We start from the raw sequence: 20,053 nt of genomic DNA on the forward strand, positions 1-20,053 counted from the left end.
AAACGTTATACGCAAAAATGAAGCAAAAAGCAGTACTACAGCTTGTTATATGTCTGGTAAGCCTGGCCCTGTTCAGCTGCCGCTCCACGAAGATCACACGCGCCACCTTTCCTTCAGACACTACGGGGCCGCATGCCGCTGCCGATTCGCTCAGCCGCGAAAAAGACCTGGCGCTCGCACGCAGCATCCACGAAAAAGTGAATGCCAACCGCCTGGAATACAAGACCTTCTCCGCCGAAATGAAAATGGATTACGAAGACGACAAGGGCAAAAAAATGAACAACCTTGGCGTGAACGTGCGCATGATGTACGACAGCGCGATCTGGATACGCGTATCCGGCCCGCTGAACGTGGAAGGCGCGAGAATACTGGTTACCAAAGACAGCATCAAGATCATCAACAAGCTCGAAAATACTGTTACCCTCCGCAGCGTAAGCGAAGGCCGCGAACTGCTGAAAATGGACCTCAGCCTGGCTGCCCTGCAGGACCTGATCGTGGGCAACCCCGTGTTTTTCTCCGATTCCATCAGCAATATCATTTCCACTCCGTCCATCATTTCTTTTACATCTTTACAACCCGGGCTGGTAAGCATGTTCAATGTGTTTGCAGACGACTTCCTGGTACAGCAGTGCAAGATCACCGAAACAGACAGCACCAAGGCCGATCCCCGCGTGGTAGAGCTTACCTACGGCGATCACAAGCAGGTGGAGAATAAAAAAATGGCCTTCCAGCGGAAGATCTACGTGGAGGAAAAGAACGTCGTGAAAGTGGCGCTTGATTTTAAAAAGATGGAACTGAACAAACAGCTCACTTTCCCCTTTACCATTCCTCCATCCTACACCCGCGAGTAAACAATTTCGTTGTATATTTAACGTTATAATCATCACTAAATAGCAATATGGTGCAATTGAAAAAGTTTATCCCTGTTTTGTTGTTGGCGCTGGTGTTCCTGCCCGTAATGCTGCATGCGCAAAACCAATCCCGGGAAGAACTGGAGAAGAGAAAGCGCGAGCTGCAGAAGGAAATGGAGGAAGCGCAGGCTATTTTGAGAGAAACGAAAAAATCCAGCAAGGAAAGTCTGGCGCAATTGCGCGCGGTGCGCAACAAGATCGATGTGCGCAGCAAAATGATCCGCAACATCAACGACGAGATCAAATTCATCAATGGCGACATCAACAGCGCCCTGCGTGATGTAAAAACGCTCCAGAGCGACCTGGACACGCTCAAGGCGCAATACGCCCAGCTGATCGTGGCGGCGTACAAGAACCGGAGTTCCTACGCATTGATGAACTTCATCTTTTCCGCGGATAGTTTCAACGAAGCCGTTAAGCGTTATCAATACCTCAAACAATACCGCGACTTCCGCCGCCGCCAGGCCGATAATATTATCGAAACGCAGGCGCAGCTGCAGCTGAAAGTGAAAAATCTGCAGGACCAGCGCGTGAAACGTTCCGCCACGCTCAAAACCGAGCAGGAAGAACGCTCCACCCTCGAAAAAGACCGCAAGGAAAAAGACGAAGTGGTAGCCAAGCTGAAAGGCCGCGAAAAAGAGCTGCTGGCGGATATCAGCCAGAAACAGAAAGACCAGAAAAAGATACAGGACCTGATCCGCGCCGTGATCAGGAAAGAAATAGAAGCCGCGCGCAGGAAGGAAGCCGAAGAGCTGGCCCGCAGGAAAGCCGCTGAAGCCGCCGAGCGTAAACGCAGGGAAGAAGAAAGGCAACGCGCCCTGGCCGCAGCGAAAGAAGCTGCCGCTAAAGCCGCCGCCAGCAACAATGCGGGGAACAATACGGCCGCTGCCACGCAGCCCGCGGCCCCCGTGCCCCCGCCGCCCAAACCCGAGCCCGCGGAGCCTGAAAAACCTACCCGCGTGTACAACGTGCTGGAAGCCTCTCCCGAAGCGGCGGCACTTGGCGAGAAGTTCGAAGACAACCGCGGCAAACTGCCCTGGCCCGTTGAATCAGGCATGATCATCGGCTGGTTTGGCAAACAGCGCAATGCGGACATGGAAAGAGTAGTGGAAGAGAACGACGGAATGATTTTCGCCACCCGCAAAGGCGGCAACGTAAAAGCCATATTCGAGGGCGAAGTGAGAGTGGTAATGGCGATCCCCGGCGGAGGATATTCCATCCTCGTGAAACATGGCCAGTACTTCACGAACTACGTGGGCCTGCTGAGCTTCAATGTAAAATCCGGCCAGAAGATCAGCACCGGCCAGGTGATCGGCACCGCGAAAAGCAATGAAGAACAAAGCGCCGGCGTCATAGAAGTGCAGATCTACAAACTCGATAAATTGCAGAACGCCAATCAATGGATCAAACCGCGTTAGGAAAATATCAAAGCCAAAAAAGGCGTCCCGACCGGGACGCCTTTTTTATTTTACCAATGCCTGTTGCATGACGTTGTCGTACAAAGCCTCGTACTGCGGGATGATGTTGTCGATGTGAAAGCGCAAAGCCTGTTCCAGCGCGCCTTTGCGGAGCTGCGCCAGCAGGTTTTCGTCTTTCAGGATGCTGATGGCGTGCGCCGCCATCTGGTCCACATCGCCCACCGGGCTGCTGTAGCCGGTAACCCCGTCGATATTGATCTCCGGCAGGCCGCCCGCGTTGGAGCTCAGCACCGGCACCTGCGAAGCCATGGCTTCCAGGGCGGCGAGGCCGAAGCTTTCGTATTCCGATGGCAGCAGGAACAGGTCGCTGATAGACATCACGTCTTCCAGCTGCTCCTGTTTGCCCACGAAACGGATATCGTCGCAAAGGCCGAGCTCGCGGCAGAGGCATTCGATAGACGGCCTGTCTGGCCCGTCGCCCACCAGCAGCAGTTTTGCCGGCATCACGTCGCGCACCTGCTTGAATACTTTCACCACATCGGGCACGCGTTTCACTTTACGGAAGTTAGACACGTGCAGCAATATTTTTTCTCCCTTCGGCGCAATGGCCTGGCGGAAATGCGGTAATTCTTTCCGCGTAAAACGCGCCGTGTCCACAAAGTTGTAGATCACCGAGATATCTTTTTCGATGGGGAACGACTTGTAGGTCTCTTCCCGGAGATTGTGCGATACCGCGGTAATGGCGTCGGATTCGTTGATGGAAAAGGTGACTACCGGGGCATAGGTTTTGTCTTTGCCCACAAGCGTAATGTCCGTTCCGTGAAGGGTGGTGATGAAAGGAATGTACCGGCCGTGTTTCGCGACGATCTGCTGTGCCATGTAAGCCGTGGAGGCGTGCGGGATGGCATAGTGTACATGTAAAAGGTCCAATTTCTGGTTCAGGATCACGTCTACCATCGTGCTGCTCAAAGCGCTTTCATAAGGTGGAAAGTCGAACAGCGGATATGTAGGAACCTGTACTTCGTGATAAAAGATGTTGGCGTGGAAGCCATTGAGGCGAACGGGTTGCTGGTAAGTGATAAAATGTACCATATGCCCTTTGTCCGCCAGCGCCTTCCCTAATTCTGTCGCCAGCACACCGCTACCCCCGTAAGTAGGATAGCAAACTATTCCAATGCGCATCCCTGTTGTGGTTTTTATGAGTTGCTAAGGTACATATTTTAAAATTAGTTAGCTTTAAAGCCAAAATCTGAATCCACACGATGAGAAAGCCAATTTTAGTTCTCCTGGCCTGCTGCGCGGCGCAATTCTCCTTCGCGCAGCAAGACGATTCCGCTACTATCCGCCGCCTGGCAGACGAGGTGCTGACCAACGGGCAGGCCTACGAAAACCTGCGCGTGCTCACTAAAACTGTCGGCGGCCGCCTGGCCGGAAGCCCGCAGATGGTGAAGGCGGAAAAATGGGGCGAAGCCGCGCTGAAAGCGGCCGGGGCCGATAAGGTCTATACCCAGGAATGTATGGTGCCGCATTGGGTTCGCGGTGAAAGGGAGCAGGCGCGCATCGTTAGCCGCCGCCGCGATTATGTGGCGCCGCTGAATATCATTGCGCTGGGCAATTCCGTGGGCACCGGCGAGAAAGGCGTTACCGCGCCCGTGATGGAGGTGCGCACGTTCGATGAACTGGAAGAAAAGAAAGACCAGGTGAAAGGGAAGATCGTGTTCTTCAATTATAAATTTAACCAAAAGTTCATCAAAACTTTCCGTTCCTACGGCGATGCGGTGCTGTACCGCACCCGCAGCGCCAGCCGCGCGTCGAAATACGGCGCGCTGGCCGTGGTGGTGCGTTCCATGAGCCACAGTACAGACAATCACCCGCATACCGGCGGCCTGCATTACAACGATTCTTTCCCCAAGATCGCCGCGGTGGCCATCGGCCTGAAAGACGCGGAAGTGCTCAGCAAACGTATTGCAGGCGATCCTTCCATGAAACTTTTCCTGCGCACCAATTGCAGAATGCTGTCCGATACCGTCGGGCATAACATCATCGGCGAACTGCGCGGCAGCGAATTTCCCGACGAATACATCACCGTAGGCGGCCACCTCGACGCCTGGGACAATACCGAAGGCGCGCACGACGACGGCACCGGCTGCGTGCAGAGCATCGAGATCGTCCGCGCTTTCAAGGCCCTCGGCATCAGGCCCAAACGCACCATCCGCGTGGTGCTGTTCGCCAATGAAGAAAATGGCCTGCGCGGCGGCAGCAAATACGCGGAACAAGCCAAAGCCAACAACGAAAAACATCTTTTCGCCCTCGAAAGCGACGCCGGCGGTTTCACGCCCCGCGGTTTTATCATGGACATGAGCGATGCGCAGCGCAACAAGATCAAAAGCTGGGCGCCGCTTTTCCTGCCCTACGGCCTCTACGATTTCGACGAAGTAGGCGGCGGGGCCGACGTTGGCCCGCTGCACAACCTGCTCGGCACGCCGATGGCTGAACTTTCTCCCGATTCCCAACGTTATTTTGATATTCACCACGCCGCTTCAGACGTGTTTGAAGCCGTGAACAAGCGCGAAATGGAACTGGGCGCCGTTGGAATGGGCGCGCTGGTATATCTCGTAGACAAATACGGTTTATAACTATGAAAAGATTTCTCTTCGTTTTAGTGGCCGTGCTGCTGCTCATTTTCGGGATCTTCTTTGTGATCCGCTATTATTTCGTTTTCGGGCGGGGCACCAAAGCCGGTGAGCTGAACTTTTTCGTGCAGAAAGGTTACGTCTGGAAAACGTACGAAGGCCGCCTGATCCAGACCGGCTTTAAACCGCAGAACCTGGGCGGGGTGCAGTCCAACGAGTTCCAGTTTTCAGTGACCAGCGAAAAAGTGGCCGCGCAGCTGATGGCTGCCAGCGGAAAGGTACTGGAGCTGCATTATAAAGAATATCTCGGCGCGCTGCCCTGGCGCGGTTACAGCAATTTTATCGTAGACAGCGTGTTGTCTGTAACCGACCCGGCTACCGGGAAGAAGGTGCCGTTATAAAAAAGAATATTATTGAAAAAGCCGGGCTGTGTTCAGCCCGGCTTTTCAGTTTAATCTTTAAGCAGCGTGGCTTTCGCGGCAAATGCAACCGGGTCTGCTTCGATCAGTTCCAATGATTTGACCATATTTTTTGTCCCGTTTTTATATTTCCCTACCCCGCATACAACAAAAATATCGCCGGCCGTTTGTGAAAATCGGCGTCGGTCTGCTTTTTCCACTGGGCCACGCTTTGCGTGCGGATGTACTCCGTTGGCCCGGTAAGGTCTGCGGCTACGCAAAGCTGCGTACGGTCGTTACAGTTAGCCAGGATATCTTTCAGCAGCTGGTTGTTGCGGTAAGGCGCTTCAATGAAAAGCTGCGTTTGTTGTTTTTTCGCGGAAACGGCTTCCAGTTCTTTGATCGCTTTGGCGCGATCGGGCGGTTTTACCGGGAGGTAACCCACGAACTGGAAATGCTGCCCGTTCATACCTGAGGCCATCAGCGCCAGCAGCATGGAATTGGGGCCTACCAGCGGCACCACCGCGGCGTTTATGCTGTGCGCGGCCTGCACCACGAGTTGACCGGGATCTGCAATGGCGGGGCATCCCGCTTCGCTGATCACGCCGATGGAATGGCCTTCCTGCAGCAGCTTGCGCGCGAGCGGGAGGTCGGGCGGGTTGTGTTCGTTCATGAGATGCAGCTGCAGCGAATCGATATCAATAGACCGGTCCAGGGCTTTCAGGAAACGGCGTGCCGTTCTTTCATTTTCAACGTAAAATATTCTGAGCTGCCGCACCGTGTCCGTAATGTAAGGCGGCAGGCTGAAAAGCGCGTCCGCGCTCAGTACCGTGGGCACCAGGAAAACTTTACCGGGCATCGGGCAGGCGTTGTTGTTGTAAATGAATGGTGGCGGCGATCACGGCGTAACAGGGCGCCAGTATCCAGCCCAGCAGCGGGATGAACATCATCAGGTAAAACACGACCCCGTTACCGATCGCCATGCCTTTGTGCTGGCCGATGTACGTGATGCTTTGTTTCATGGTCCAGCGGCGGCGCTCGAAGCTGTAATCCATCATCGAAAAACCGAAATAATAACATTCCACGAACAACGCGATCAGCGGCGTAAGCCAGCCAAGGATCGGTATAAAGGCCAGTATGGCGATGATAAGCATGAAAACGGTCTGGTACAGCAGGTTGCGCAGCGAAAGACGGATGCCGCGCGCCACGTCTTTCATCAGCTGTTCAAAACTGAATGGAAAATCTTTCCGCTGCATGATCGCTTCCGTTTTTTCGGACAGGTAGGCAAACAGCGGCGATCCCACGATCAGGAAAAGATATTTGAAGAAAGAAAAATACATGAGCAGGAACACCATGCGCACAGCAAACCCCACCAGCAGGAACAGGAAATTCACCCAGCCGTTCTGCACTTCTTCGATCCAGGTTTTCAGGGTCAGCAGGTTCAGAACATAATCGATGAACACGCCCGAATAGTCCCACACGAAATAAATGCCCACCATAAACAGGAGGCAATAAATAATGCCGGGGATGATGATCCACTTCCACAACCGGTTTGCCGAAATGAACTGGTGCGCTTTACCGTAAGACTGGATGGCGCCCAATACTTCTCTTAATGAAAACAAAGGACTTTCTTTTTAAAATGACGCAATCAGGCAAAGGGAGTAAACATTGGAACAACGATGTAACGCATGTAAAATAGTAATATTTTGCAGTATGGCTAAACTGGAACAGGCGTTTTATGCTGATAAAGATGTGTTAAAAGTTGCAAAAGCCCTGTTGGGCAAGGTTTTGGTGACAGAAATAGACGGGGTGCTCACCTCGGGAAGAATAGTGGAAACGGAAGCGTACAATGGCGCAGTAGACAGGGCTTCGCACGCCTGGAACAACCGCCGCACGAACAGAACGGAGGTGATATTCGGCCCCGGCGGCGTGGCGTATGTGTATCTTTGTTACGGCATTCATCATCTTTTTAACGTGGTGACCAACCGGGAAGATACGCCGCATGCCGTGCTGGTGCGTGGCCTCGAGCCGCTCGAAGGCATCGGGCACATGCTTTTCCGGTGCGGCAAACAAAAGCTGGATTACACGCTCACCGCCGGCCCCGGCAGTCTTTCCAAAGCCCTGGGCATCACCACCGCGCTCACCGGGCAAAGCCTGCTCGGCGATACGATCTGGATAGAAGATGCGCCTCCCGTGCCGAAGAAGGACATTGTGGCCGGCACGCGCGTAGGCGTGGCCTATGCGCTGGAAGACGCTTACCTGCCCTACCGTTTTTCCGTAAAAGGCAGCCCCTGGGTGAGCAAAGGGAAAGGACTGGAACGATAAATTCCCGGAAATAAGAAGGGCCGGCAATCTCTGAGCCGGCCCTTCTTATTATGAGAAAGTGGTTAGAATTTCGGGCAAAGCGTGCCGTTCTTCTTGTTATCGTTTCTTGTACGGATGTAGATCACTGAAAGCTCCATACCGCCGCGGTAGTTGGAAGCGGGTTTCAGGGTGGATACGTTCAGATCGTAACTCAGGCCTACTTTAACGCTGTTGAACTCAAGCCCCACATAGGGGTTGATGGCGTCTTTCAGGCGAAACCAGGCGCCCAGGTAAAAGATGGTGGGAGCGTCGGGCATATCGTTGAGCATAAAGCCGTAAGCCCCGCCCATGGTGGTTTCCACGGCCTGGTTCTGCTTCATGTAGTGCGCGCTTAGGTGAATGCGGTTGCTGCCGTTTACGGGGAATGAACCGCCGCCATGCACGGTGTAACGGTAGCTGAGGCGGTTGTTGTCCGCATTGAGGAACGTTTCCGTAGGCTGTGTGAAGTGATAATAAGACACGCCGAAATACAGGTTGGACGATTCGCCTACCAGGCCGCTATACAACAACCCCACGTTATAATCCATGTAAGAAATGGCAAGATTGGTGATGGACTCGCCGCTGGGAAGGGCGGGGTCGTAACCGTTGTCTCCTATCTGCTGCTCGAAAATGAGCTTGCTCTGGTCTACCCGTTTTTGCACGAAAGCCGCCTGCAGGCCGATGCCGAGGGTATGATTGCCTTCCACGTCGAGACCTTTATGATACGCGGTGCTCAGGGCCACATAGTTGGAATTAAGCGCGCCGCCGCCGGTTTTATCGTACAGCGCCAGGATGCCTACGCCCCAGGTATCGGTGTAGGAGATCGTATTTTTCAGGATGCCGAAGTCCGCGGCCAGCGTGCCGGTAATATACGGTGAAGCAATACTGCGCCATTGGGAGCGGTAGTTGCCGGAAAGACGGAGATCACCGGAGAAGTACCCCGTAAAAGCCGGGTTCAGCGTCAACGGAGAGGCGAAGAACTGCGTGAAATGCGGATCTTGCGCCTTGGCGGAGCTGAATGCATAAAGGGTAATGGTTAATAGGAGTAGAACTTTTTTCATCACTTCAACGGTTATAAAACATATAGGGACACTATATAATCCAAAGCTACAAAACAATATTCATATTTCAAATTAAATCTATATAATGAAAACCGGCTATTGTATTTGCTTCGTTTTGAACTGGAATACATGTTTACGATCGACGGCTCACGGTTCTGGTTGACGCACAAAACTTCCGCGGGAACGGAGGGTTTTCTTCCTTTAAAACGCAAAATTCTCCAATTTGTTACTGCTGCACTTTGGTGCCGAAAGCCAGGTCGCCGGCATCGCCCAAACCGGGCACGATGTAGCCTTTGGCCGTCAGTTCGTCGTCGATGTCGCCGGCCCAGATGCTGATGATGTTCGCATCCGCATTCCGTTGTACATACTCGATGCCGATGGTGCAGGCGATGGCCGTAACGATATGGATATGAGCTGGTTTGCCAAACTCGGCCAGGTGATCGATGGTTTTTACGAGCGAAGCCCCGGTGGCCAGCATAGGATCGGAAAGGATCAGCACCTGCCCGTCCAGCGGGGGACAGGAAACATACTCCAGGCTGATCTCGAAACTGCCGTCGCGGTTATGTTTGCGGTAAGCGGAAATATAAGCATGGTCCGCCTTGTCGAAATAATTCACCAGGCCCTGGTGCAGGGCAAGCCCGGCTCTCAGGATGGTGCCCAGCACCGGCTGCTGTTTGATTACCCCGCAGGTGGCGGTGCCCAGCGGCGTCTGCACTTCCTTGTCTACGAAAGTGAGGGTTTTGCTGATCTCGTAAGCAGCCACTTCGCCCAGCCTTTCCAGGTTCCGGCGGAACCGCATCCTGTCTGTCTGAATGATTTCGTCCCTGATCTCGCTCATCCATTCGCCCACGAGCGAATTAGTTTCACTCAAATTGATAATCATAAGCCCTGCCATTTTGCGTTTGCACGCCAAAATACCACTTTTTAGCTTACCAAGGGCTAAAAGCACTGCGGCGAAAGGATTTATTAACCTTTCGCCGCAACTGTGCCGACAAGGCGCCGGCAGCCCCCGCGCCCGTCCGCCCCGGGCATTGCAGGGCCTTCCCCGGCAGCCTTGCTCTATATTGAACACCTAATCTTCTTTCGCCACCGATTCGCTGATCGCCTTTGCTTTTTTCAACAGCTGTATGTACTCCGCCCGGTACCCTTCGGGATCTTCGCCCTTGGCCGAAACCGCCAGCCCGATCGCGTCTTCGTAGCGCGATTTTCCGGCGTGGGGACTGTTACGCAGCAGCATGCCGAACTGTGCCACGGAAGCGGCTAAACGAAAGTCGGCCGGGCAGGCTGATATGTCTTTCGCGCCGGGCTGCAACACTTGCTGCAGCAACATGCTTTTATTGCCCTGCGGCGTTTTGTATCGTAGTTTTACGGTCAGCACTTCCCTGTTCGGGGCCAGCGGCGCGGGCGGAGGCGTGTTGCGCTGGTATTTCAGCGGGTCTACGGAACCGCCTTCGGGCATTTTCGCACCGGCAGGCACGATCTCGTACAGCGCGGTCACAGTATGGCCCGAGCCCATATCGCCGGCGTCTTTTTTATCGTCGTTGAAATCTTCTTTGTTCAGCATCCTGTTTTCGTAGCCGATCAGCCGGTAACCCTTTACCTGCGCTGGATTAAACTCCACCTGCAGTTTCACGTCTTTCGCGATGGTAAAGAGGGTGCCGCCGAACTCCGTAGCGAAGGTCCGGCGGGCCTCTTCGTAATCATCGATATAGGCATAGTTCCCGTTTCCCTTGTCTGCAAGGGTTTCAAGGTGATTGTCTTTATAATTGCCCATTCCAAATCCAAGCACGGAAAGGAACACGCCGTGCTGTTTTTCTTTTTCGACGAGTTTTTCCAGCTCGCGGTCGCTGGAGATACCTACGTTGAAATCCCCGTCCGTAGCCAGTATTACGCGGTTGTTGCCCTCACTGATGAAGTGCTGGCGCGCAATGCGGTAAGCCAGCTGAATGCCTTCCCCGCCCGCGGTGGAGCCACCCGCTTCCAGTTTATTAAGCGCGGCGATGATGCGGCTTTTCTGGTTGCCGGGGGTAGACGGCAATACAGTGCCTGCCGCGCCCGCGTACACCACGATAGACACACGGTCCTGCGGCCGCAGCTGCTGCACCAGCAGCTTAAACGCCTGTTTCACCAGCGGCAGTTTGTTTTCTTCGTCCATAGAGCCGGACACATCGAGCAGGAACACGAGGTTGGAAGGAGGGAGATTGCCTGTGGGTATGCGTTTGCCCTGGATGCCGATGCGCACCAGCTGGTGGGATTTGTTCCAGGGGCAAACGGCCAGGTCGGTATGGATCGCCACCGGGTGCTGGTCTTGCGGCGGCGCGTAATTGTAATCGAAATAGTTGATCAGTTCTTCCACCCTCACGGCTTCCGCATAAGGCAGCTCTCCATTAGCCAGCGCGCGGCGAACGATCGTGTACGAAGCGCGGTCTACGTCCGCCGAAAACGTGCTCAGCGGCTCGTTTTGCACGGTATGGAATTTGTTTTCGCTGATGCTGCTGAACTCGTTGGTGTTGGGAGCTTCAACAAAACAGTAAACCGCACCCGGCGGCGGCGAAACTACGCCCGCAGCTACAACTTCTTCCATCTTGACCTCTGCGTCGTTTGCAAGCGGTGGGAATTTGAAGTCTTTTTCAGATACGGTCTTATCTTTTTTAGGTTTCCCGTAACCCGCTACCACTACATCTTTTAATGCCTCCTGCGTTTCCCGCAGCTCCATTCGGATGTTGCTGGCGTTCATCGAAACCCGCTGCTGTAAAGGCATGTAGCCGATAAATAATACATGGATCGTTACCGAATCCATCTTCGACTTAAAACTAAAACTGCCCGCCGAATCGGTAACGGCAGTAAAACGCGTGCCCGCAAACACCACCCGGGCGCCGGGTACCGGCAGCTGATCTGTGGCAGATACTACCTGCCCGGTGATCGTTTTTTCCGTTTTATTTTGAGCGCAGGCCATCAGTACAGGGAAGGCGGCCAGCAAAAACAGGAGTAGTTTTTTCATGACAGTTCGGGTTTGTTTCCGGGATATAGATGCAGGAAATAGTAGTTATTCCATAAAAAAATTTTTCCTTCCCGTTATCTTTGCACAAATTCGCAGCATGGTATATAATGTAATCGGTTTAATGTCAGGCAGTTCGCTGGACGGGCTCGACATCGCGTTTGTGGAGCTGAGCGAAGTGCGCGGCCAATGGGGATATGTGATCCACGCGGCCGAATGCCTGCCTTACGGTGCCCAATGGGTGCAAGACCTGAAAACTGCCGTGGGCCTGCCCGCGCGGGAATACCAGCTGCTGCATACGGCCTACGGTCATTATATCGGCCGGGAGGTGAAGGAATTTATCCGCCGCCATCATCTCGAGCACCGGGTGCATTTCATCGCTTCGCACGGCCATACCACCTTTCATATCCCCGAACAAAAAATGACGGCCCAGCTGGGCGACGGCGCGGCCATTGCGGCGGAAACCGGCCTGCCCGTGATCAGCGATCTCCGCTCAATGGACGTGGCGCTCGGCGGCCAGGGCGCGCCCATCGTGCCCATCGGCGAAAAGCTGTTGTTCCATGGATACGATTACTGGCTCAACCTTGGCGGCATCGCCAATCTTTCCGCGAAAACCGGCGACGTATACCATGCATTCGACGTGTGTCCCGCCAACCGTGTGCTGGACGCACTGGTCTCGGCTCTCGGCAAAAACTACGACGAGAATGGCGCACTGGCCGCAGGCGGCGTTGCAGACGCCAAATTGCTCGACGCGCTGAACGCGCAGGAATATTACGCGCAGCCATTCCCTAAATCACTTGCCAACGATTTCGGAACCGGGGTGATCCTGCCGCTGATAGGCACATATACGCTTTCCGTGCAGGGCAAACTGCGCACCTACGTGGAACATATCGCGCAGCAAGTCGCCGCGGCGGTAAAAGCCGTGTCCGGCGAAAACACACCCGAAAAGAAATTGCTGGTAACTGGTGGCGGCGCGTTCAACCATTTCCTCATCAAAACGGTCAAATCGCAGCTGGAGCCTTTGGGCATTACGGTGGTAGTGCCCGATGAACAGACGGTCGCCTACAAGGAAGCGCTGGTAATGGCGCTGATCGGCGCATTGCGCTGGCGCCAGCAGCCAAACGCGCTCAGCTCCGTGACGGGCGCCAGCCGCGACAGCATAAACGGCGCATTGTACCTGGGAGAAGGGTAAGGTTATTCATCTTCCGGGAAAACCAGTTCCTCGAACGTAAAATCATCCCCGTTAAATAATCCTTTGTCGCTCAGTTTGAGGTGTGGGATCACCAGCAGCGCCATAAATGATAGTGTCATGAAAGGCGCGTCCAGCCTGCATCCCAGGGCCTTAGCCGCCTGGTCCATCTGGCTGTAGCGACGGGCTGTCGCATAACCGTCTTCGGCACTCATCAATCCCGCCACCGGCAGGGGCATTACTTCGCTCTGACTGTCAGACACCACGCTGATGCCGCCTTTGCAGGCGATCAGTTCGTTCACCGCTTTGCAGATGCTTTCATCGTCCGCGCCCACGGCGATAATGTTATGACTGTCGTGCGCCACCGTGGAGGCAATGGCGCCGTGTTTTAAACCGAAATGATGAATGAACCCGCAGGCTACCGGCGCATCGTTGTAACGGTTCACTACGGCTACTTTCAGCACGTCCTGCGTTACGTCGGAGGTGAGGTTGCCGTTGTGGCTGCACAGGATCGCGCTGATGCGGTTGGTGATCAGCTGCCCCTGCAGCGCTTCTATCACTTTTATTCTTGTTGTCTGTTCATGGCTCGCGATGCGGAAATCGGCGGGCGTTTTGGGGGAACATTGAAAACGGTTGATGGGAACGATGGGCACGGAAGGAATGAGCGTTTCCCCGTTTTGCGCTACCAGCGTGCCGTTGATGTATGTTTCTAAAATAGTGAAATCGGTTAGATTGTCCACGATAATAAAATCCGCCGGATCGCCCGGCTGCAGCAGGCCTACGGGCATGCCGTAATGCCGCACGGGATTAATACAGGCGGCCTGTAAAATGTTGTACAGGTTGTAACCTTTTGCCAGCGAGCGTTTCACCAGTACGTTGATGTGCCCTTCCTCGAGATTGTCCGGGTGTTTGTCGTCGCTGCAGAACATCACCATTTGCGGATGCGAATCGATCAGGGAGGAAAGCGCCTGGAAGTTCCGCGCCGCGCTGCCTTCCCTGATGAGGATGTGCATGCCGTACTGCAATTTGTCCAGCGCTTCTTCCAGCGTAAAACATTCATGATCGGTGCTGATGCCGGCGGCGATGTAACGGCCTGCATCTTTTCCGCGCAGGCCCGGGGCATGACCGTCCACCGGTTTCCCGTATCGTTTGGCCGCGGCGATCTTCGCCATTACTTCAGGGTCTTGGTGCAGCACGCCGGGATAGTTCATCATTTCGGAGAGATAATACACGTCCGGCCGTTGCAACAGCTGGTCAACGGCAGCGGCGGCTATACTTGCCCCGGCCGTTTCGAAAATAGTAGCGGGCACGCAGGACGGCGCGCCGAAGCAGAATTTGAACGGTACCTTCCCGCCGTTGTCCAGCATAAACTGCACGCCTTCCACGCCGCATACATTGGCGATCTCGTGCGGGTCAGACACGGTGCCGGTAGTGCCATGCACCACGGCCATCCTTGCGAACTCGGAAGGCACCAGCATGGCGCTTTCGATATGCACATGCGCGTCTATAAAACCTGGAAGGATGAAGCGCCGCGGCACGTCAGCCGTGGCGGGCGTGATGCTCTCGATCTTTCCGCCTGCGACGGAAACAACAGCGGGATAGGTTCTTCTGCCGGGAATGTCTACCACATGGCCGGCCAGCTGTATCTGGTTCATGGGCGTAAAACTCGTGAAAAACCGTTAAAGAAAACCTAATTCATTTTGCCAGTTCTGTCAAAGGAATACATTTGTACCTGATCCGATCTATCAATTAAACTGATCTTTATGAAAAATCTCCTGATGTTAACCCTCGCCATAACCCTTACGGGCGCCGCGGTTAACACGCAAGCACAGACAGTGGACGAAATCGTCGGCAAACACATTGAAGCGATGGGCGGCAAAGAAAAACTCGCCAACCTCAAAGCAACCACCACCGAAGGAACGATGGAAGCGCAGGGCATGGAGCTTCCCTTCAAAGCTACGATCATCAATAAACGCGGTATGCGCATCGAGTTTGAAGTGAACGGCACCCAAAACATCCAGGTGGCCACCACCACCGGCGGCTGGAACCTGCTGGGCATCCAGCAACAGACCGAGCCTACCGACGTTTCCGCAGACGATCTGAAAGATCTCGCCCCGGAGATCGACATCGAAGGCGAACTGGTGAACGCAAAAGAAAAAGGCAATACGCTTGAACTGATAGGCAAAGAATCCGAAGACAGTGCGGAAGTATACAAGATCAAACTCACCCGGAAAGACGGCAACGTGGCCAATTATTTCCTGGATACCAAAAGTTATCTGATCGCCAAAAGAACCGTGAATGTTGGCGGGCAGGAAATCGTGAACGTGCTGGGCGACTATAAAAAAGCGGACGACGGCTACACTTTTGCATCCGTGGTGGAAACGCTGCCCGCGGGCGTGAAGCTGAAGATCGCGAAAGTGACCTACAATCCCCCGGTGGATGAAAAGATCTTCGAGAAACCCGTGAAATAAACACCGGCAAACGATAAAAGAAAAGAGGCTGTTCCTTGCGGAGCGGCCTCTTTTTTTATTTGTATTTTTTGGCCATTTCCTTCGCTTCATCACGGATGCGCTCCGCCAGGTGCTGCGGCTGCAGCACGGTTACGCGGCTGCCGTTGCTGAGCAGCAGCATCACCAGTTCGTGGTTCACTACAATGTTCAGCCTGATGCGGCATTCGTTCTCATCGTCTACCAATACCTGCTGCGAAGGGTGCAGGGGCTGCGTTTTCACGTATTTGCCCTGGTGCGGCGTGTAGGAAAGAATGATCTCTTCCGGTTCGCCTTCCGAAACCGTGATGCCGATGGCGTGCTGGAAATAACTGGCGTCGTCGAAATTTTTTTCGTCAAAATGTTTGTCCGTAGGCCAGAGGTTCACCACGCGGTCGAGCGCAAAGGTAAGCAGGGTGCCGCCTTTGGCTTTCTGGCTTTTGCCGATGAGATAAAAGCGGTGATTGTATTCGCGGAGATGGTAAGGTTCCACCCAATGTTCTTTCGGCTCGCTGCGGTCGAAGCTCTGGTACGCGATGCGGATCACTTCGAAGTTCTTGATGGCGTCCACGATCTCGGGGATCAGTTCGGCGCCTTTGTACTGGCTGCCCCGGCTGAATTTGATGAGGCCGCGGTTTTCCAGTTCCTGGCGGTTCATTTTGAGGCTGGCGGCGATCTTGAGGATGGCGTCTTCAAACCGCTGGATCACCGGCAGGCTGCGGAACTGCTCTAATATGCCGATGGCCACTTCCAGCCCCTGGAGGTCCGCTTCGTCGATGGGACTGTTGCTGATGGAGAAGTTTTCGTCGGAATAATAGTAGGCGCGTTTGCTGCGGTCGTATATAATAGGCGCGAAATAATTCAGCTCCGCGTCGTTGCGCATGTCTTCAATATCTTTCTGGATCGTGCGCACGGCGATGGACTTGTCCATTTTGTCAGACACGAAGGTCACCAGGTCTTCCAGCGTGGGTTTGGGCAGGCGTTTATTGCGAAAACGCTCGTCCAGCCAGCGGTAACGGGAAAGCGCGTCTTTATTTTTAGGCATGCTGATCTTTTTTCAGGCCCTAAAATAAAACAATTTTGCTACGCATATCCCCTGCGTAAAGCCCCTATACTTTTGTATCGTTATCAATTCAGCAATATGAAAAAGGTATCCGTACAAACAACAGACTACAGGGAAGCAACCGCTATCAAAGTGGGCCAGATCATACTGGACGATTCGCATTACCTCACCTGCTGGGGTTATTTGGAAACGGCGGAAGGCTGGCGCAAATGCGATTTTGTGACGAATTACGACGTGCTGAACACCATGCTGCGCGCCGCGGAAGATAAAAGCGAAGCCGTGCAGATGGCCATTGTGCAGAAGCTGGAAACGATGGAGCAGATCCCCGAAATGATCGATTTCGAAGCGCAGCTGGGTGAGCCCGTGCTGTTCGACAATCTCAGCTTCCAGCTGGCCCGCCCGCAGTTCGAGCCCGGTACGGAATGGATGGAATATTCCGGCGACAACTGTTTTTATATCCGCAAAGCGGAGCCCATCACACAGGCGGAAGCCAACGCCCGCGGCGTAGCCCAGTGCATGAGCGCGCTGGCAGGTCATTATGCGCTGTACATGGGTTACCTCGAACTGGAATTCGACGAAAACACGGCAAGGCTGAAAGCCGAGCTGGAAGACGATATGAAATATACGCTGGCCTATTACGCCTGGCAGCAATCCGTAAAAAAAGATTAGCCCTTCAACGTTTGTTTACCTCAAAAAATCATTCATCTGTCCATGTTAACCCTTCAAAAACATCCTTTGAACCCATGTTAACCATTCAAAACGTCCATTTGTCCCTTGTTACCCTTTGAAACACCGCCCGATCCCCACTGCTGCCCCCGGGGAAAAGACGGCCACATCCGGGCTTTTTGTTAACCCCGCCCGTCCATTGTTGTATGAACAGGGCTCCGGCAGGCAATTTTGTGCCTGCCGCCCCTGGAATACAAGCCCGATCTTCCTCCCGCATTAAAAAACTGTAAAAAAAATCCGTAAAGTCTATAAAAATTGTAGGAAATCAGTATTTTTGGTTCCATCTTCATCAAAACAAGAACTGACCATGAGTTTAAGATTAGGCGATACAGCCCCCAACTTCAAGGCAAATACAACAGCAGGCGAAATAGATTTCTATGAATACCTCGGCGACAGCTGGGGCGTTTTATTTTCTCATCCTGCAGACTTTACCCCCGTTTGTACCACAGAGCTGGGCAAAACCGCCCTTCTGAACGGCGAATTTGCCAAACGTAACGTAAAAGTACTGGCTTTGAGCGTTGATCCCCTGGATAAACACAAAAGCTGGATCGGCGATATCAATGAAACGCAGGGCTGTGATGTGACTTTTCCCATCATTGCCGACGAAGATAAAACGGTGGCGAACCTCTACGGCATGATCCACCCGAACGCTTCCGAAACTTTCACCGTGCGCTCGCTGTTCGTGATCGGCCCGGATAAAAAAGTGAAGCTGACCATCACATATCCCGCTTCCACCGGCCGCAACTTCCACGAAGTGCTGCGTGTGATCGATTCCCTGCAGCTGACCGCCAACTACAGCGTGGCTACGCCCGCAGACTGGAAAGACGGCGAAGACGTGATCGTGACCGGGGCAGTGAAAACGGAAGATATTCCGGCCAAGTTCCCGAAAGGTCATAAGATCATCAAACCTTACCTGAGAACAACGCCGCAACCGAATAAATAAATGGCTGCCTTATCTTTGCGATGAAAACAATCATTCCGGGATAATCAGCATCAAAACACCTTCCACCAGCCGAAGGGAAGATATTAAAGAAGGGAAATACCGGCATCCGCTGGCTGCATGGATTTTACTTCTGATCGTTTTTTTTAATGGTTGGTTTTTGATTTTACGAAACGGGGATTTTTCCCCGTTTTTTTGTGCCTGTACCTCTCGTATAAATAATTGGTTATCAATTCCGGTAAATAAAAAGGGCCGCCTTTCGGGCAGCCCTTCGGTATTTTTAGCCGGAAGTGGTTATTCTCCTTTCAGTCTTCTCCTGTGTTCGATCATACCATTGAAGCCGGCGCCGGGCACGGGTTCCATTTTCAGGTCGGAAGCGTTTACCACCGTACCGTTGGCCGTGGCGATGCGGGCGTTGGAAAGCCTGCCGCCGATAGAGCCGGTATTGATATAGTTGATGGCCTTGGCGAGGGAACTTTCCTGCGGGTCGCCGAAATCGCGGGTAACAAGGTCCTGTTCGGTCATATCGGGCGTCATGCCGGCGTAGTAGCTTCCCTGGTTCAGCGCGTTGGTGCTGGTGAACTGCGCCATGTACACGGTGAATTTGTCGATGCCGATGCCGAAGAAACCCACCGGTTTGCCGTAGGAGGTGCTGCCGACGGTTTTTACGTCGATCGTGCCGGGGTATGCCAGCAGGCTGTTGATGGTAAGCTCGCTGGCGGAAGCGGTGGAGCCCGTCATGATGAACACCACTTTTTTCACATTATCCAGCGCGCCTTTTTTGTCGAAATAAAATACGTTGCCGGAAATGGTGAAGTCCACATCCGCGTAAGTAAGCGGCTTGCCGGTGGAGCTGGTGCGCTGTTTGTAATTGGCGTCCAGCAGGGGCAGCGATTTCAGGATGGTGGCTTTGCCCTGCTGCATCAGGTCGTTGAACTGTTCCTTGTACATCACTTTGCCGTGGAGAGAGTGGGGAACGATGAGGTTGGCGAGGTGCTCGAAAGTTTCCACGTACCCGCCGCCATTGTAACGGAGGTCTACCACCAGGTTGTTCACGCCGGCGTTGGCAAATTCGTCGAAAGCATTATCCAGGGATTCTTCTACCACGTCGAGGCGGGAGAAACGCATGAGGTTGAGGTAACCGATCTTGTTGGAACCGCTGCCCTGGATCACTTTGTAAGCCACTAGCGGATCGTTTTTATAGGCGGTTTTGGTAAGATTGGCGGTGGCTTTGGTGCCGTTGGTTTTGGTAAATTCCAGGCTAAGCGTGGCGGCATTGGCGAGGGCGCTGAGCGAGCCGGCATCCGTGGGAGGGGCGCCGCCATTCACTTTGGTGATCTCGCAACCGCGGGTGAGGCCGGCGGCGGCGGCGGGAGAACCTTTTTCCACGTAGGCTACGAACACGTATCTTTTACCCGGCACCGGGTCGTTGGCGAAAGTAACGGGGATGGCGAGGAAGCCCATGTCGTTGCCATCTCCTTCCAGGTCCACCGCGCCTTTGATGCCCCTTGCGAGGTTACCGCTTTCCACGAAGGAAAATTTGGAGCGGGAAGGGTTGGGAATGTAATATTCGAAAGGCTTCTGGGTGGCCGGGTTCGTTTTCAGCTGGCTGATCTTGTACATTTCTTCTTTCAGGCTGGAAAGATCGTCTGAGCCCGCGTAACCCCTGGGATTAAAGGTATTGTAATCGGGAATGGCATCGTACCAGAGATAGGTTTCTTTGGCAAAAAGGTAGAGCGTGTCGAGGCTTAACTGCAACCGGGTGCCGTCGGCAGGCGTAGTTGGCGGCGGCGGGTCAGGCTCCGTTTTTGAACTTTTTTTACAGGCGGCGAAAGCGGCGGCGCACAGAAAAACTGTGCAGATGATCCGGAGCTTAATCATAAATTG

At 53.8% G+C, this 20,053-nt stretch carries 18 protein-coding genes; 9 read left to right on the forward strand and 9 right to left on the reverse strand.

Annotated features, from left to right (window positions below):
* Positions 1 to 17 precede the first annotated feature (17 nt).
* Both J7I43_RS14375 and J7I43_RS14380 read left to right on the forward strand, forming a co-directional pair.
* On the forward strand, positions 18 to 851 hold the full coding sequence (locus tag J7I43_RS14375; protein ID WP_209146374.1) for a DUF4292 domain-containing protein: 834 nt from the start codon (positions 18 to 20) through the stop codon (positions 849 to 851).
* Positions 852 to 907: 56 nt separating this feature from the next.
* A complete protein-coding gene (locus tag J7I43_RS14380) occupies positions 908 to 2,329 on the forward strand; it encodes a murein hydrolase activator EnvC family protein (protein ID WP_209146375.1) in 1,422 nt (473 codons plus the stop codon).
* A 45-nt stretch (positions 2,330 to 2,374) separates the two neighbouring features.
* Here J7I43_RS14380 and bshA read toward each other — a convergent pair whose 3' ends face one another.
* On the reverse strand, positions 2,375 to 3,511 hold the full coding sequence (bshA, locus tag J7I43_RS14385) for an N-acetyl-alpha-D-glucosaminyl L-malate synthase BshA (RefSeq protein ID WP_209146376.1): 1,137 nt from the start codon (positions 3,509 to 3,511) through the stop codon (positions 2,375 to 2,377).
* An 80-nt stretch (positions 3,512 to 3,591) separates the two neighbouring features.
* On the opposite strand from bshA, the gene J7I43_RS14390 reads away from it, so the two are divergent.
* Positions 3,592 to 4,965 (forward strand): M20/M25/M40 family metallo-hydrolase, encoded by a 1,374-nt coding sequence (locus J7I43_RS14390; RefSeq protein WP_209146377.1) that lies wholly within the window; start codon positions 3,592 to 3,594, stop codon positions 4,963 to 4,965.
* Positions 4,966 to 4,967: 2 nt separating this feature from the next.
* On the forward strand, positions 4,968 to 5,363 hold the full coding sequence (locus J7I43_RS14395; RefSeq protein WP_209146378.1) for a hypothetical protein: 396 nt from the start codon (positions 4,968 to 4,970) through the stop codon (positions 5,361 to 5,363).
* Between the two features lie 151 nt (positions 5,364 to 5,514).
* Here the strand turns inward: J7I43_RS14395 and J7I43_RS14400 are convergent, their stop codons facing one another.
* Positions 5,515 to 6,219: an SAM-dependent methyltransferase gene (locus J7I43_RS14400; RefSeq protein ID WP_209146379.1), complete on the reverse strand. Its 705-nt coding sequence runs from the start codon at positions 6,217 to 6,219 to the stop codon at positions 5,515 to 5,517.
* Positions 6,209 to 6,982, reverse strand: a complete 774-nt coding sequence (locus J7I43_RS14405) for an EI24 domain-containing protein (RefSeq protein WP_209146380.1) — start codon at positions 6,980 to 6,982, stop codon at positions 6,209 to 6,211. Before J7I43_RS14405 ends, J7I43_RS14400 begins: the two co-directional genes overlap by 11 nt.
* A gap of 91 nt (positions 6,983 to 7,073) precedes the next feature.
* On the opposite strand from J7I43_RS14405, the gene J7I43_RS14410 reads away from it, so the two are divergent.
* Positions 7,074 to 7,685: a DNA-3-methyladenine glycosylase gene (locus J7I43_RS14410; RefSeq protein WP_209146381.1), complete on the forward strand. Its 612-nt coding sequence runs from the start codon at positions 7,074 to 7,076 to the stop codon at positions 7,683 to 7,685.
* Between the two features lie 62 nt (positions 7,686 to 7,747).
* Here the strand turns inward: J7I43_RS14410 and J7I43_RS14415 are convergent, their stop codons facing one another.
* The 3 genes from J7I43_RS14415 to J7I43_RS14425 form a co-directional block, all read right to left on the reverse strand.
* On the reverse strand, positions 7,748 to 8,764 hold the full coding sequence (locus tag J7I43_RS14415; RefSeq protein ID WP_209146382.1) for a PorP/SprF family type IX secretion system membrane protein: 1,017 nt from the start codon (positions 8,762 to 8,764) through the stop codon (positions 7,748 to 7,750).
* Between the two features lie 226 nt (positions 8,765 to 8,990).
* Positions 8,991 to 9,647, reverse strand: a complete 657-nt coding sequence (upp, locus tag J7I43_RS14420) for a uracil phosphoribosyltransferase (RefSeq protein WP_209146383.1) — start codon at positions 9,645 to 9,647, stop codon at positions 8,991 to 8,993.
* Positions 9,648 to 9,836: 189 nt separating this feature from the next.
* Complete coding sequence (locus tag J7I43_RS14425; protein WP_209146384.1) at positions 9,837 to 11,765, reverse strand: YfbK domain-containing protein; 1,929 nt, start codon at positions 11,763 to 11,765, stop codon at positions 9,837 to 9,839.
* Between the two features lie 97 nt (positions 11,766 to 11,862).
* Here J7I43_RS14425 and J7I43_RS14430 point away from each other — a divergent pair, with 97 nt between their 5' ends.
* Positions 11,863 to 12,954 (forward strand): anhydro-N-acetylmuramic acid kinase, encoded by a 1,092-nt coding sequence (locus J7I43_RS14430; protein ID WP_209146385.1) that lies wholly within the window; start codon positions 11,863 to 11,865, stop codon positions 12,952 to 12,954.
* A gap of 2 nt (positions 12,955 to 12,956) precedes the next feature.
* On the opposite strand, the gene ade is transcribed toward J7I43_RS14430, so the two are convergent.
* A complete protein-coding gene (gene ade / locus J7I43_RS14435; protein ID WP_209146386.1) occupies positions 12,957 to 14,606 on the reverse strand; it encodes an adenine deaminase in 1,650 nt (549 codons plus the stop codon).
* A gap of 108 nt (positions 14,607 to 14,714) precedes the next feature.
* On the opposite strand from ade, the gene J7I43_RS14440 reads away from it, so the two are divergent.
* A complete protein-coding gene (locus J7I43_RS14440) occupies positions 14,715 to 15,422 on the forward strand; it encodes a LolA-like protein (RefSeq protein ID WP_209146387.1) in 708 nt (235 codons plus the stop codon).
* Between the two features lie 55 nt (positions 15,423 to 15,477).
* Here the strand turns inward: J7I43_RS14440 and J7I43_RS14445 are convergent, their stop codons facing one another.
* Positions 15,478 to 16,482 (reverse strand): helix-turn-helix transcriptional regulator, encoded by a 1,005-nt coding sequence (locus J7I43_RS14445; protein ID WP_209146388.1) that lies wholly within the window; start codon positions 16,480 to 16,482, stop codon positions 15,478 to 15,480.
* 96 nt (positions 16,483 to 16,578) lie between these two features.
* Between J7I43_RS14445 and J7I43_RS14450 the strand changes: the two genes are divergently transcribed.
* Together J7I43_RS14450 and J7I43_RS14455 are read left to right on the forward strand one after the other, a co-directional pair.
* The gene (locus tag J7I43_RS14450) at positions 16,579 to 17,169 is read left to right on the forward strand and encodes a hypothetical protein (protein WP_209146389.1); all 591 of its coding nucleotides are present in this window, start codon (positions 16,579 to 16,581) and stop codon (positions 17,167 to 17,169) included.
* A 364-nt stretch (positions 17,170 to 17,533) separates the two neighbouring features.
* Positions 17,534 to 18,169 (forward strand): peroxiredoxin, encoded by a 636-nt coding sequence (locus J7I43_RS14455; protein ID WP_209146390.1) that lies wholly within the window; start codon positions 17,534 to 17,536, stop codon positions 18,167 to 18,169.
* A gap of 291 nt (positions 18,170 to 18,460) precedes the next feature.
* On the opposite strand, the gene J7I43_RS14460 is transcribed toward J7I43_RS14455, so the two are convergent.
* Positions 18,461 to 20,047 carry a S41 family peptidase gene (locus tag J7I43_RS14460; RefSeq protein WP_209146391.1) on the reverse strand — a complete coding sequence of 529 codons (1,587 nt, stop codon included), beginning with the start codon at positions 20,045 to 20,047 and terminating at the stop codon, positions 18,461 to 18,463.
* Positions 20,048 to 20,053: the final 6 nt, after the last annotated feature.

The organism is Chitinophaga chungangae, assembly GCF_017742215.1.
Lineage (GTDB): Bacteria > Bacteroidota > Bacteroidia > Chitinophagales > Chitinophagaceae > Chitinophaga > Chitinophaga chungangae.

Coding starts and splice junctions, on each gene's coding strand:
- bshA (WP_209146376.1), bottom strand. CDS start 3,511: ATGCGCATTGGAATAGTTTGCTATCCTACTTACGGGGGTAGCGGTGTG.
- J7I43_RS14410 (WP_209146381.1), top strand. CDS start 7,074: ATGGCTAAACTGGAACAGGCGTTTTATGCTGATAAAGATGTGTTAAAA.
- J7I43_RS14375 (WP_209146374.1), top strand. CDS start 18: ATGAAGCAAAAAGCAGTACTACAGCTTGTTATATGTCTGGTAAGCCTG.
- J7I43_RS14425 (WP_209146384.1), bottom strand. CDS start 11,765: ATGAAAAAACTACTCCTGTTTTTGCTGGCCGCCTTCCCTGTACTGATG.
- J7I43_RS14455 (WP_209146390.1), top strand. CDS start 17,534: ATGAGTTTAAGATTAGGCGATACAGCCCCCAACTTCAAGGCAAATACA.
- J7I43_RS14440 (WP_209146387.1), top strand. CDS start 14,715: ATGAAAAATCTCCTGATGTTAACCCTCGCCATAACCCTTACGGGCGCC.
- J7I43_RS14445 (WP_209146388.1), bottom strand. CDS start 16,482: ATGCCTAAAAATAAAGACGCGCTTTCCCGTTACCGCTGGCTGGACGAG.
- J7I43_RS14395 (WP_209146378.1), top strand. CDS start 4,968: ATGAAAAGATTTCTCTTCGTTTTAGTGGCCGTGCTGCTGCTCATTTTC.
- J7I43_RS14430 (WP_209146385.1), top strand. CDS start 11,863: ATGGTATATAATGTAATCGGTTTAATGTCAGGCAGTTCGCTGGACGGG.
- J7I43_RS14415 (WP_209146382.1), bottom strand. CDS start 8,764: ATGAAAAAAGTTCTACTCCTATTAACCATTACCCTTTATGCATTCAGC.
- upp (WP_209146383.1), bottom strand. CDS start 9,647: ATGATTATCAATTTGAGTGAAACTAATTCGCTCGTGGGCGAATGGATG.
- J7I43_RS14390 (WP_209146377.1), top strand. CDS start 3,592: ATGAGAAAGCCAATTTTAGTTCTCCTGGCCTGCTGCGCGGCGCAATTC.
- ade (WP_209146386.1), bottom strand. CDS start 14,606: ATGAACCAGATACAGCTGGCCGGCCATGTGGTAGACATTCCCGGCAGA.
- J7I43_RS14450 (WP_209146389.1), top strand. CDS start 16,579: ATGAAAAAGGTATCCGTACAAACAACAGACTACAGGGAAGCAACCGCT.
- J7I43_RS14460 (WP_209146391.1), bottom strand. CDS start 20,047: ATGATTAAGCTCCGGATCATCTGCACAGTTTTTCTGTGCGCCGCCGCT.
- J7I43_RS14400 (WP_209146379.1), bottom strand. CDS start 6,219: ATGCCCGGTAAAGTTTTCCTGGTGCCCACGGTACTGAGCGCGGACGCG.